We start from the raw sequence: 13,192 nt of genomic DNA on the forward strand, positions 1-13,192 counted from the left end.
CTTTTCCCGAACGGCTGCATCCTCAAGTAACAGATTTACTCTGAAAGTGGACACAAAACCAAGTCATATCCCGCTATTGGGGGCGGCAGGCGCGAGCGGAAGGGACGGAAATGGCACCATCCGATGACGCGGGGCGCCCCTTGGTAGATCCCTCTGTACTTGACCGGCTGCGGGTCGAACTCGACGAGGACGAGGGCTATTGCAGCGTCTTCGTAGGGAACTTCATCGACTACCTGCCGTTCCGGATCGGCAAGCTGCGGCTGGCCTTGACCACCGGAGACCTGGATGGGGCCGTGGACGCGATCCTTAGCCTCAAGACATCGAGCCAGATGGTGGGCGCGGAACGGCTGGCGGGCCTGGCCATGGACCTTGAACGTTCAATCCGGGAAGAGTCACCGAGTGCGGAACCTTCCGTTGCACTGCCGCAGCTTGCCGTCAACTACCTCCGGCCGATCAACCTGTGCAGCCGCCAGACCCTGCACAGGCTCCAGGCTCAGCGCCCGCCAGGCGCCAACCGGTAGCCCACGCCGCGGACCGTCTGCAGCCAGCGCGGTTGCTGCGGTGAATCACCGAGTTTCTTCCGGAGGTTGCCCATGTGCACCTCCACGGAACGTTCGTCCGCCTCGCTGATGTAACTTCCGACGTCGTAATCCTCGTCCCGGAGCCGGCGCACCAAATCCGATTTGGTCCGGACCGTCCGTCCCGCCTCGAGCAGGGCATACAGGAGTTCAAATTCGGTCCGGGTCAGGTTAAGCTCCTGGCCGTCCACATTGACCGACCGTGACGCGTAACTCAGATCCAGTCCGTTGTGGCTGTAATGACCGTTTCCGCTGTCACTAACGGCGTCCGCCGGGCGGTCAGAAACGGGAGCGCTCTCCCCCGCGTCCGGAAGCGACCGGGGCCGGCGCATCATCGCCGCTATCCGCGCGCGGAGTTCGCGGGGGCGGAAAGGCTTGGTGAGGTAGTCGTCAGCCCCGGACTCGAGACCGATCAAAGTATCAAGTTCTTCAGCCCGCGCCGTGAGCATCACGATGTAGGCATCCGAGAACTCGCGGATCTGGCGGGATACCTCGAAGCCATCGATATCCGGTAGCCCCAAATCCAGGGTTATGACGTCAGGATTCAAGATTCTGGCAGCCTTAACCCCTTCGGAGCCGCTGCCGGCCACAGTGACGTCAAAACCCGCCTGAGTCAGGACCGTGCGTACCAACTCGCGGATATCCTGATCATCCTCGATGACCAGACCCACTCGCGCTTCACTCATACCAGCCCCCTCCGCCAGCTTGACAACGTGAGAAGTATAGCCCGCTGCCGATATCCTGCTGGTATGCATTCCCCTATACTCCCACTTCAGGCCGCCGTTCATGAGTGAACCCGCAACATGGGCCACGGGCCGTCTGAAGTTTTTCCGGCGGCCCTTCCACGAATACCGGCTGACGGACAGGGTGGCCCTGAGCCAGATGCCGCTGTTCGTCACCACACTGCTGGCCGCGGTCCTCGTTTCGGCGTTTTTTCCCGGAAGCATGGACACCCCGCTGTTCGTGGTGTTCCTCTTTTCCCAACTTGCCATTATGGTGCTGTGCTACGTGGTGCCATGGGACCGCCTGCCGCACACCACGTTCCTGGTGATCCCGTTGCTGGACTTCATCTCCATTGCGGTGGGCCGCGAAGGAAGCCAGGAAAGCCTCACAGGAATCAGCCTGCTCGCGGTCTTCCCCGTGATCTGGCTCTGCGCTTCCGGATACTACGTCCGCGTGTCACTGTGGCTGTCCTTCATCATGCCGTTGGCGATCATCTGGACGCCACTTTTTGTGCGCGGAGACGTCTCCGGACCGAACCTGGCCCGTTCGCTGCTGCTTCCTGTGATGATGCTGGGGATCGGAGTATCTGTCACCATGCTGACGCTCAGCCTGAGACGTCAGCAGCGGATCCTGGAGGAGAAAGACAAGCAGCTCCAGGCCAGCCTGCTCAGCACCAGGCGGCAGGAAGCCTTGCTCAACTCCGTTCTTGACACGGTGCACCTGGGCGTCCTCGCCGTCGACGCAGACGGGCACGACATCCTGATGAACCGGAAGCAGCGCGCCAACCACGAACTGGCCCGCCCGAAGGACATCGACGATCCGAACGAGTCCCAGCTGCTGGTCTTCGCCGCAGACCGTACCACCCCTGTCCCTGTGGCAGACCGCCCGGTGCGCAGGGCTGTCCAGGGCGAGACGTTCACGGACTACCTGGTCTGGCTGGGCGCAGGCAAAGAGCAGCGGGCCATCACCACCAGCGCCCGGGCCATGACGGACCCGGACGGGACGTTCGCGGGCTCGGTGATCGTCTTCAGTGATGTGACGGACCTGGTGGACGCCCTGGCCGCCAAGGACGATTTCGTCGCCAGCGTGTCCCACGAATTCAGGACTCCCCTGACCTCCATCCTGGGTTACGTGGAACTTCTCCTGGAGGACGATCCCGGCAACGACCAACTGGAGCCGCTGAACATCATCAAGCGCAATTCAGAAAGGCTTCTCACCTTGGTGTCGGACCTCCTCGCCACCAGGAACGGGCAACTGATCGTGACCCCGCACGCCGTCGACGTCGCTGAACTGGTGCGCGCCAGCGTGTCCGCCGCGATGCCCCGGGCTGACGCCTCCCGCGTGGCGTTGAAAGCCGAAACACCAGCCAAGCTGGAGGCCCATGTGGACGGCCCCCGCATCTCCCAGGTGCTGGATAACCTGGTCTCCAATGCGATCAAGTACTCGCCCGACGGCGGCAATGTGCTGGTGTCCTTGGAGCACGACGACGGCCACCTCGCCTGCCGGGTCAGCGATACGGGCATGGGCATGAGCGCCAACGACCAGGCCCAGGTGTTCGCCAAGTTTTTCCGGACCAGCAACGTCCGCCGGACAGCCATTCCCGGCGTGGGGCTGGGCCTCCCCATCAGCAAGGCCATCGTGGAGGCCCACGGCGGAACCATCCAGGTAGAAAGCAAACTGGGCCAGGGCACCACATTCACGTTCCGGGTGCCGGTCTAGCCTCCCGCGCGGGCAGTCCGGACCACTTCGCCCCAGGACTGCCGCGCCAGGTCCGCCACAGCTGCCAGGATGTCCGACGGCGGCAGCGACAGATCCAGCGGAAACTCAACAATGTCGATGTCAGTGTTAAGGATCCGCCGCAGTTTCATCTCGCCCGCCCCTGCATAGACCAGCCAGGCGGTGGGCACACCCAGGGCGGTGCAGTGGGCAAGCATCTGGTAGTGGTCGGCGGTCAGTGACGCGCCAAGGTCAGCGGCGGCCTTGTACTTCGCGTTGTAGGCCACCACGGGGCGTCCGCCCAGCAGATGCACGGCGTCCGGGCGAACAGACAGCCTGTCGGAATCGTGGACAGCCTCGCTGAGGAGCGCGTTGTACTTCAGCCGCATCTCCCCCGGATACGCCGCCATCGCCTCGCGGAGCGCCGTGCCCACAAAATCCTCGAACACGTGGGCCATGTCCACCACAAACGACGCAGTCTGCTGCTTCCCCTCCCCAGCCTCCGCGGAGGCATTCTTCAGGATCAGCTCCGCGAGGCGCAGCACTGACTGGTAGCGGACGTTCATCCTGCTGGGGGTCCACGGCGGCAGGGGCGCGCCGGCTGGAAGGCGGGTGACGGCGTCTAGCTTTCCCTTCAGCTGCCGCAGGCGGCTCAGCACCTCCGGCCGGACGCGTGGAACCTGTCCCATCCGCTCCAGCGCGGCCCGCAGGATCCGGTTTTCGGCGATGTCCTCAGTGAATTCGTCATAGGACACTTCCAGCGGCACCAGCATGCCGGGGCGGCGCGAGATCTGGTCGGAAATCCGGATGCGGCCCTTGACCGTGCGGAGGGACTCGTCAACGGTGAGGTAGCCCTGCAAGACTCCTCGTCCAAGCGCACGCTCCGCCATTTGGGCGAGGGATTCGGCCAGCGCGCTCCAGAGTTCGCGGTCCTCGGCAGCCGCCACGGAATCGGGCCGGAAGCCCTGATTACCGGCATAGCTGAGGAGGAACAGGAGCCGGCTCAGCCCCAGCCGGTCCTTGGGGCGCACATCCAGCTGTAGCGTGGCCGTGCGGACCGACCCCACCTTGCCCGCGGGCTCGATCCGGTACAAGCCCATGCCCATCGGGGACGCCTTGGCCAGCCCGCTGGCGTTCACGAAGGCCGCACTGGCGGCATCCAGGCGTTCCACGGTGCCCTTGGACAGCTCGTCGAGGACCAGATGGCGCGCTGCCTGGCCACGGCCGCGCTGCGCTGCACCGCCTAACGCTGCGCCGCCGTGCGCGGGAGTGTGGGTTGGCTTAGCTGGTAACAAGGCGTCCCAGCAGCTGCTCCAGCCCGAACCGCTCCTCCAGCTGCGCCCGGGTCAGCTGGCCGTGGTAGTGCTCCTCCAGCAGCGGCATCAGCTCGTATTTCCAGATCCGGCGCAGCCCGGCCGGCGTCTGGGCTGCCTTCTTCATGAAGTACGACGGGCCAATCATCAGGTCCCGGTCCCACTCGTCGATGGCCGCGTTCAGCGCATCCAGCAGCAGCGCCGGCGTGGTGTCCAGGTCCCGCACCTGCAGGAACCGCAGCAACGACCCCTTCACGGGCTCCGTCTGCGGGTGCAGCTCGATGAACGCGAACCGGCGTCGGATGGCGGCGTCCATCATGGCGATGGACCGGTCCGCGGTGTTCATGGTGCCGATGATGTACAGGTTGTCCGGCAGCGTAAACGGCTCGTTGGGGCTGTATTGCAGGTAGATCCGGTCATCGCGGTATTCCAGCAGGAAGTACAGCTCGCCGAATACCTTGGCCAGGTTGGCGCGGTTCATCTCGTCAATGATCAGGAAATAGGGCTTCTTTTCGTTCCCAGGCTTGGCGGCTTCCTCGGCCAGCCGGCGCAGCGGCCCCGCCACGAGCTTGAAGGACACCTGGCCCTCGTCAGTCTTGTCCGGCCGGTAGCCCTCGAAAAAGTCCTCATACGCGTACGACGGGTGGAACTGCACCAGCTTCACCCGCTCGTCCGTGCTGTCCTGGGCCAGCTCCGCCGCGAGATGCTTGGCCAGGTACGTCTTGCCCGTTCCGGGCGGCCCGTACAGGACCAGCTGGCGGTTCTCCTCCAGCAGTTCCGCGATCTCCTGCAGCGGCTCCAGGTCCATGTGCAGCGAATCCGCGAAGTCGCGGCTGAGCGGGCGGAAGCCCTCCTGCACAGGGGGCACGACGGCGGCAGGCGCGTCGGCGTCGTTGTCCTCCGGTTCCGCCTCGGCCGGCACGAGCGCCTGGAGCGCCTGCACCACCCTGGTCACGTCAACAACGATCCCCGAGGTGGCCAGCTGGCGCTGGACGTGGCGGGGCAGGTCCGCGGTGGCGTGGCCGTCGTCGTCCAGCCAGCGCACCTTGCGCCGCAGGCGGCGGTTGTCGTCGTTGTGCTCGGGTTCGCCCAGCACCACGCCCAGCCGCACGGTGCCGGCGTGCTGGAACAGAACCAGGTCGCCCGGCTTCATGACGGTCAGGAAGGCGAACACCGCCGTTTTGGTGTCCTCCCGCTCGACGTAGCCGAGATGCTTGTAGTCCTCGTCCACGGCGTGCTGCACCAGCCCCGCGGTCACGCCGGGGTCCAGGTGGCGGAGATGTTCGACGTCGAGCGTCACCTTCTCCTCGTCCTGCCACGCGGTGAGGAGTTCAGCGTTGTCGCTGTGGGTACGCAGCAGCCACGCGCGTCGGCCGGGGTCCCCGACTTTGCGCCACTGGCTGACCAGCTGGCGGGCGTACCAGTCGATGCGCTGGCCCGCCTGTTCATCCAGGTGCAGGCGGATGCGGTTAATGTCCGCGGTGATTTCCTCGTCGGAATCGCCCTTCGCCCCGCCTACCAGCGAGGCGAAGGCGTCGCGGATTTCCTGCCGCTCCACGTCCGCCACTACCGGCTCGAAGTAGCTGGGCCAGGCCAGGTACTCGATGCTGCGGCGGATGGCGGGCTGGTCCGCCGGGGTGCCCGCGGCGAGCTCGTGGAACTTCAGCGGGTCCTTCAGCGCCTTCGCGATGGCCACCGGAACCTGCTGGTCCACATGCTGCACAAACCGGCAGAGCCACTTCAGGTGGTCCCAGATGGTCCAGTTGAATTCGGCGGTGCGGTCCCTGATCACGCCGTGGTCCGTCATGCCCTTGTAGAGTTCCTCGGGCAGCTCCAGCGGTGGCTCCAGCCAGGACGCGGCCTCCGCCACCCGGGCGCGCTTGACCTTCAGCGACTTGACCTCGTGCGCCAGGGGCAGTGACTGCAGGAAGAGTAGCTCCACGGCCAGCTGCTTGGCCTCCCGGGAGGCGTCCTCGAGGTTCTGCCGGAGATTGGTCATCATGGGCGCCTTGGCATCCGCGGCTCCCCGGTTCAGGCGCTCCAGCAGCTCCGCCGCAGCCTCCGCTGTCCAGGTCAGGGTGTTCCCGTCCAGGGCCGACGGCTTGCCCTGCAGGCCCGGTCCCAGCACGAACCAGGCCGCGTCCTCGATCTCCTTTGAGACACCGAGGGCGCGGTGCATGGCAGTCTTGGGATTTGGGGTCATGGGTTCAAATTTACAGGCTCAAACTGGATGCCTGCTCCGAAGACCCTGGCGGTGTGCAGATCCGAGGCCTGCTATTTGACTGCCCCGAGTCCGGCTCCGGGCCGCTTGCGCCCCAGGATGAAGTAGCCCATCGGCCCGATGAAATTGATCAGTGCGGCCACCCGCCAGGCTGCCTTCGGCCCGTTGATTTGCGCCGCCGGACGCTTGGAGATGTCGCGCTGGGCGGCCAGCATCAGCGCCACCTGCCCTATCCCGATGACCACGAATCCCGCCCGTGCCGCCGGTGACATCTCTTTCCAGGTCTTTTTGTTTTTCTTGGCCATGGTCAACGCTCCTTATTGGGTATTTCCAGTTTCCGGTGTGCGCCGTGCCTGCGCAACGGGTGTGCAGGCACGGCGCCGTGCGGTTCAAAACGTGAACGGCTCAAACGGTGAACGGGGCCAGCCGCTCCTTCTGCTCCGGCGTCAGGCGCAGGACGCGGCCGGAGGCCTCGTCCACAAACGCCAGATGGCTGCTGGCCCGGACGCACTCCTCCCGGGTGACCGGGTCCTGCACCACGTAGTGGATGTCAAAACTGGCGCCTTTCACCGCGCCGATCCACAGTTGGACCACGGCCGGGATGTTGCGGTATTCGAGGGTCTTCACGTAGCGGATCCTGTGGTCCACCACCAGCGCCAGGGTCCCCTCCGGAACATCGTTGAAGAGCGAGACTTCCGGCTCAATGCCGGGCAGGCCGGTTCCCCGCGGAGGCCCGAACGCTGTAATCCGCGCCTCCTCCAGCATCCGGACGATCTGGACGTTGTTGATGTGCCCATAGGCGTCCATGTCACCCCAGCGCATCGGGACCAGGACCTCGATGCGCCGGGCGGCTCCGGTTCCCAGCGTGCTCAGCTGTGGACCGCCGTCGAATCGTCCACAACGGTTTCCTCAACATCGGAACCGGCGAACTGGGACATGTACAGCCGGTAGTAGGCACCTTCCGCTGCCAGGAGAGCCATGTGGTTGCCCTGCTCCACGATCTTGCCGTTCTCCATCACCAGGATGGTGTCGGCGTCCCGGATGGTGGAGAGCCGGTGCGCGATCACAAAGCTGGTGCGGTCCGTCCGCAGCGCCGCCATGGCCTTCTGGACCAGCAGCTCGGTGCGTGTGTCCACGGAGCTGGTGGCCTCGTCCAGGATGAGCAGTGACGGGTTGGCCACAAATGCGCGCGCGATGGTGATCAGCTGCTTTTCACCGGCGCTGACGTTGTTGCCTTCTTCATCGATTACGGTGTCGTAGCCATCCGGCAGTGCGCGCACAAAGCGGTCCACGAAGGTGGCCTTGGCCGCTGCCATGACCTGCTCCTCAGTAGCGTCCAGGTTGCCGTACCGGATGTTGTCGTAAATGGACCCGCCAAACAGCCACGCATCCTGGAGCACCATGCCCACCTTGGACCGCAGCTCGGACCGGCTTAGGTGTGTGACATCCACGCCGTCCAGGGTGATGGAGCCTGAGTTGAGCTCGTAGAAGCGCATCACAAGGTTCACCAGGGTGGTTTTACCGGCCCCCGTGGGACCAACGATTGCCACTGTGTGCCCGGGTTCTGCGGTGAAGGACAGGTTTTCGATCAGTGGTTTGTCCTCGGTGTAGCTGAACGTGACGTCCCTGAACTCCACATGCCCGTCGGTCTTGGCCGGCAGGTGCTCGGTGGCGGTCTCGGAGTCCTGCTCATCGGCGTCGAGGAATTCAAAGACCCGCTCCGAGGACGCGACGCCGGACTGCAGCATGTTGGCCATGCCGGCCATCTGGCCCAGCGGCTGGGTGAACTCTCGCGAGTACTGGATGAATGCCGTGGCGTCGCCCAGGGACATCGAGCCCGAGGCCACCCGGAGGCCACCCACGACGGCGATGCCCACATAGCTGAGGTAGGAAACGAACTGCATGACGGGGAAGATCATGCCCGAGACGAACTGGGCTCCGAAGCTGGCCTTGAAGAGGGCCTCGTTTCGCTCTTCGAAGCGTTCCAGCATGTCAGCGTCACGGCCGAAGACCCGCACAAGGTCGTGCCCGGAGAAGGATTCCTCGATCTGGCCGTTCAGCTCGCCCGTGTTCTTCCATTGGGCGGCGAAGAGCTTCTGGCTGCGCGAGCCGATCAGGCCGGCAGCCACACCGGACAGCGGCAGCGCAACGAGGGCGATGAGAGCGAGCTGCCAGGAGACGATGAACATCATGATGACAATGCCGATGACCGTCAGCAGCGAGCTGATCAGCTGCGCAAAGGCCTGCTGCAGCGCCTGCTGGACGTTGTCGACATCGTTCGTCACCCGGGAGAGGACGTCGCCGCGCTGGCGGGTGTCGAAGTAGTTCAGCGGGAGCCGGTTCAGCTTCTTTTCGGTGTCGTCCCGGAGCCTGCGGATCACCTTCATCACGATGCGGTTCAGCACGTAGCCCTGCAGCCAGAGGAAGATGTTGGCCACAAAGTACATCAGCAGCACGATGGCGATCAGGACCGAGAGCTTCTGGAAATTGATCCCGGTGCCGGGAACCAGCTCCATCCGGGACACCATGTCCGCGAAGTTGTCCTGGCCCTGCTGGCGCAGGCCTTCCACGAACTGGTCCTTGCTGGCGCCGGCGGGGAGCTGCTTGCCCACGACGCCGCCGAAGATAACGTCCATGGCCTGGCCCAGGATCTTGGGGGCGATGACGTTCAGGACCACCGAGACAACCACCAGGGCCACCACGGCGTAAATGCCCACAGCCTCAGGCTTCAGGAGCCCCAGCAGGCGCTTCGCCGAGGGCCAGAAGTGCTCGGCCTTCTTGGCGGGCATGCCGCCGAACATGTCGCCGTCGGCCTCGGAGGGCTTGTATTCCTCCTCGAAGAAATCGTCGTCCTCCAGGAGGTCTTCCGGAGTTACGGAATCCGGGTTCGTTTCGGTGGTCGAGCCTGTCGTTTCGGTGGTCGAGCCTGTCGAGACGTTCTTGGCGGCGCTCATGCCATTTCCTCCACGCTCAGCTGGGATTCAACAATTTCCTGGTAGGTGGGTGAGGTTTCCAGGAGTTCCTCATGCGTTCCGCGGTCCACGATCCGGCCGTTGTCCAGGACCAGGATCTGGTCTGCGTCGGTGATGGTGGAGATCCGCTGGGCCACGATGATCACTGTGGCGTCGGCGGTGGTCTGTTTCAGCGCGGCGCGGAGCCTGGCATCGGTTGCGACGTCCAGCGCCGAGAACGAATCGTCAAAGAGGTAGACCTTGGGTTTTGTGATCAACGCCCGGGCGATGCAGAGCCGCTGCCGCTGGCCGCCGGAGACGTTGGTGCCGCCCTGCGCGATGCGGGCGTTCAGTCCGTTCTTCTTCTCGCGGACAAAGCCCTCGCCCTGGGCGATCTGCAGCGCGTCCCAGAGTTCCTGGTCCGTGGCCTCGGTCTTGCCGAAGCGCAGGTTGTGCTCGATGGTGCCCGAGAAGAGGTACGGCCGCTGCGGTACCAGGGCCACGCGCTTGGTGATCTCGGCACGGTCCAGGTTGCTGACGGAGACGCCGTCCAGGAGGACTTCGCCCTCGGCGATGTCGTACAGGCGCGGCAGCAGGGCCAGCAGCGAGGTCTTGCCTGCACCGGTGGAACCGATGATGGCAACGGTCTCGCCCGGCTTGGCGGTGAAGCTGATGTTGCTCAGCACCGGCGTCTCGGCACCGGGGTAGGCAAAGGTGACGTTCCGGTATTCCACTACCCCGGCCAGCGTGGCGGGAGTCTCAGGACGTTCGGGATCGTGGATGGAGGGTTCGACGTCGAGCACTTCACCGATGCGGTCCGCGCAGACGGAGGCGCGCGGGATCATCATGGCCATAAACGTGCCCATCATGACGGCGATCAGGATCTGGAGCAGGTACTGCAGGAAGGCGGTCAGGGCGCCCACCTGCATTTCGCCCGAATCCACGCGCTGGCCGCCGAACCACAGCACCGCGGCCGTGGACAGGTGCAGGATCATGCCGATGGCCGGGAACATCAGGACAAACAGGGCCCCGATTTTCAGGGAGACGTCGGTCAGGTCCTTGTTGGCAACGCCGAAACGCTCGGTTTCATATGGTTCGCGGACAAATGCGCGGACTACGCGGATGCCAATGATCTGCTCGCGAAGGACCGCGTTGATGCGGTCGATCTTCTTCTGCATGGAACGGAACAGGGGCATGAGCCGGACCACCAGGTAGCCCACCACCACGATCAGCACGGGCACGGAGACCCAGACCAGCCACGACAGGCTGATGTCCTCGCGCAGCGCCATGATGATGCCGCCGATGCACATGATGGGGGTGGCCACCATGAAGTTCAGTCCCATCAGCACGAGCATCTGGACCTGCTGGACGTCGTTGGTGCCGCGGGTGATGAGGGTGGGGGCGCCGAACGTGTTCACGTCCTTGGCTGAGAAACTGGTGACCTTGCGGAACACCCCGCGGCGCAGATCGCGGCCCACGGCCATGGCCGTTTTGGAGCCGTAGTAAACGCCGGCGATGGCGGTGCCCACCTGGACAATGGCCACCAGCAGCATCACGGACCCGGTCCGCCAAATGAAATCCGTGTCCCCGCGGGAAACGCCTTCGTCGATGATCTGGGCGTTGAGGCTGGGAAGGTAGAGCGCTGCGATGGTGGACGCCAGCTGGAACACAACGACGGCCACGATGTATGGCATGTACGGTTTGGAGTAGCGCCGTATGAGGGTGAGGAGCATGCCCGTGAATCCTTAGGAAGAGAGCGCGAAACGATGAGGATAAGTGGTAACAGACGGGGCTGACATTTCTCAGCCTACCCACTCTACGAAATCCGTTGCCCGGGCGAAACATCTACGGTAAATATCATCCGATCGGCGTACTCCCCCACACGTTCCTCCCCACTCACCTGCGCGAACGGACACTTGCGGCCGGATCCGTGGGGCCTCAAGTGTCCGTTCGCGCGTCTGTCAGCGGTCGCGCGTCGGTCAGCGGTTCGCGGATGCGAGTTCCGGCGTCGTGCTTTCAGCGTCTGCGCCTGCGTCGGCGCCGACGCCCGTCCCCGCCCCTGACTGGGCCTCCGGCTGGATGTCAACGGTGCGCCGCAGCGGGCGCTCCTTGATGAACAGGACCGAGATCAGGGCTACCACCGCAACGCCGGCGGAGATCAGGAAGGCCTCGGCGGTGGCGTCGCCGTAAGCGGCGCGCATGATCTCGCGGACCGGTGCGGGCATGTCAACGAGGTCCATGCTGGCTCCGGCCGATCCGCCCGCAACCGGGATGCCGGCCGCTGCCAGGCCCTGCGTGGCGAGTTCGCTGACCCGGCTGCTGAGGACGGCGCCGAGCACGGACACACCGATTGCGCCGCCCACCGAACGGAAGAAGGCAACAGACGCGCTGGCCGAGCCGATATCTGACGCCCGGACCGTGTTCTGCACTGCCAGGACCAGGTTCTGCATCAGCATGCCGAGGCCCACGCCCAGGATGGCCGTGAAGATCCCGGCCTGCCACAGTTCGGTGGTGTGGTCCATGGTGCCGGCCAGGCCGAGGCCGCCGATCAGCAGGGTGGACCCGCCGATCAGGTAGCCCTTCCACTTTCCGGTGCGGCTGATGAGCAGACCGGAAACGACGGAGCCGGTCAGGTTGCCGGCGATCATCGGCAGCGTCAGGAGCCCGGCTTCGGTAGGCGTGGCGCCGCGGGCCACCTGGAAGTACTGGCCCAAGAAGGTGGTTGAACCGAACATCGCGATACCCACAGCCACTGAAGCGATGATGGCCAAAGCGGTGGTGCGTTCGGAGATGATCTTCAGCGGGATGATGGGCTGCTCCACCTTGGATTCCACCAGCACCAGCAGGGCCAACAAAACCACACCGCCGCCCACCATGGCGGCCGACTGCCAGGAGACCCAGTCGTAGTAGGCGGGGTTGCCGGCGAAGGAAACCCCGATCAGGAGCAGGCTGACACCCGAGGTCAGCAGGATGGAGCCAAGCCAGTCGATCTTGACGTGGCGCTTGATGCGCTCGATTTTCGAGGGTGATCTGGAGCAGGATCAGCGCAACGACGGCGAGCGGCACGCAGACGAAGAAGGTCCAGCGCCAGCCCAGCGGGCTGTCCACGATGAATCCGCCCAGCAGCGGGCCGCCGGCAGTGCCTACCGCCATCACGGCGCCCATGTAGCCGGAGTATTTGCCGCGGTCCCGCGGCGGGATCATGGTGCCGATGATGGCCTGCGCCAGCGCGGTGAGCCCGCCCATGGCAACACCCTGGATAACGCGGGCGGTGAGCAGCAGCGGGATGGTCTCGGAGAGTCCGGCCATGACGGAGCCGGCCACAAAGATGACAATGCTCAGCTGGACCAGGAGCTTCTTGTTGAAGAGGTCGGACAGCTTGCCCCAGATGGGGGTGGTGACGGCGTTGGCCAGCAGGGCGGCGGTGATCACCCAGGCGAAGTCGGTCTGGGTGCCGTGCAGATCGGACATGATGGTGGGCAACGCGTTGGCAACGATGGTGCTGCTGAGGATGGCGGTGAAGAACGCCGCGAGGAGCCCGGTCAGGGCTTCCATGATCTGGCGGTGCGTCATAGCCAAGGGCGGTGCGGCGGGTTGGCTCGACATATCAGTGCTCCTGGAGGTTCTGGGGTGCGGCGGCTGGTGCCGCGGTTGAAGGTGCCGGGAGTGCATGTGCCCGGGCTGAATGCT

The 13,192-nt window shown here is 64.7% G+C and carries 10 protein-coding genes and 1 pseudogene; 2 read left to right on the forward strand and 9 right to left on the reverse strand.

Going from position 1 to position 13,192, the window contains the following annotated elements; genetic code table 11:
• Nucleotides 1–110: 110 nt before the first annotated feature.
• Nucleotides 111–521, forward strand: coding sequence for an Hpt domain-containing protein (locus tag NG697_RS01460; protein WP_252599385.1), 411 nt, complete (start codon nucleotides 111–113; stop codon nucleotides 519–521).
• Here NG697_RS01460 and NG697_RS01465 read toward each other — a convergent pair.
• Nucleotides 494–1,264, reverse strand: a complete 771-nt coding sequence (locus tag NG697_RS01465; protein WP_252599386.1) for a response regulator transcription factor — start codon at nucleotides 1,262–1,264, stop codon at nucleotides 494–496. The genes NG697_RS01460 and NG697_RS01465 overlap by 28 nt on opposite strands.
• A gap of 100 nt (nucleotides 1,265–1,364) precedes the next feature.
• On the opposite strand from NG697_RS01465, the gene NG697_RS01470 reads away from it, so the two are divergent.
• Nucleotides 1,365–3,020 (forward strand): sensor histidine kinase, encoded by a 1,656-nt coding sequence (locus NG697_RS01470; RefSeq protein ID WP_252599387.1) that lies wholly within the window; start codon nucleotides 1,365–1,367, stop codon nucleotides 3,018–3,020.
• Here NG697_RS01470 and NG697_RS01475 read toward each other — a convergent pair.
• The 8 genes and pseudogenes from NG697_RS01475 to NG697_RS21300 form a co-directional block, all read right to left on the reverse strand.
• Entirely contained in the window at nucleotides 3,017–4,219 is a 1,203-nt protein-coding gene (locus NG697_RS01475) for a 5-methylcytosine restriction system specificity protein McrC (protein ID WP_252599433.1), read from the reverse strand. The genes NG697_RS01470 and NG697_RS01475 overlap by 4 nt on opposite strands.
• Before the next feature lie 79 nt (nucleotides 4,220–4,298).
• Complete coding sequence (locus NG697_RS01480; protein WP_252599388.1) at nucleotides 4,299–6,533, reverse strand: McrB family protein; 2,235 nt, start codon at nucleotides 6,531–6,533, stop codon at nucleotides 4,299–4,301.
• Nucleotides 6,534–6,604: 71 nt separating this feature from the next.
• Nucleotides 6,605–6,856: a PLDc N-terminal domain-containing protein gene (locus NG697_RS01485; protein ID WP_141139620.1), complete on the reverse strand. Its 252-nt coding sequence runs from the start codon at nucleotides 6,854–6,856 to the stop codon at nucleotides 6,605–6,607.
• A gap of 100 nt (nucleotides 6,857–6,956) precedes the next feature.
• Complete coding sequence (locus NG697_RS01490) at nucleotides 6,957–7,373, reverse strand: acyl-CoA thioesterase (protein ID WP_252599389.1); 417 nt, start codon at nucleotides 7,371–7,373, stop codon at nucleotides 6,957–6,959.
• Between the two features lie 47 nt (nucleotides 7,374–7,420).
• Nucleotides 7,421–9,505: an ABC transporter ATP-binding protein gene (locus NG697_RS01495; protein ID WP_374209873.1), complete on the reverse strand. Its 2,085-nt coding sequence runs from the start codon at nucleotides 9,503–9,505 to the stop codon at nucleotides 7,421–7,423.
• The gene (locus NG697_RS01500; RefSeq protein WP_058929912.1) at nucleotides 9,502–11,235 is read right to left on the reverse strand and encodes an ABC transporter ATP-binding protein; all 1,734 of its coding nucleotides are present in this window, start codon (nucleotides 11,233–11,235) and stop codon (nucleotides 9,502–9,504) included. Before NG697_RS01500 ends, NG697_RS01495 begins: the two co-directional genes overlap by 4 nt.
• A 246-nt stretch (nucleotides 11,236–11,481) precedes the next feature.
• Nucleotides 11,482–12,519 (reverse strand): MFS transporter, encoded by a 1,038-nt coding sequence (locus NG697_RS01505; RefSeq protein ID WP_374209877.1) that lies wholly within the window; start codon nucleotides 12,517–12,519, stop codon nucleotides 11,482–11,484.
• Nucleotides 12,467–13,174, reverse strand: a pseudogene (locus NG697_RS21300) (MFS transporter); the annotation flags it as partial. The pseudogene NG697_RS21300 and the gene NG697_RS01505, both read right to left, overlap by 53 nt.
• Between the last annotated feature and the right edge of the window lie 18 nt (nucleotides 13,175–13,192).

Origin of the sequence: Pseudarthrobacter raffinosi (genome assembly GCF_023913835.1) — a bacterium.
Taxonomy (GTDB): Bacteria; Actinomycetota; Actinomycetes; order Actinomycetales; family Micrococcaceae; genus Arthrobacter; species Arthrobacter raffinosi.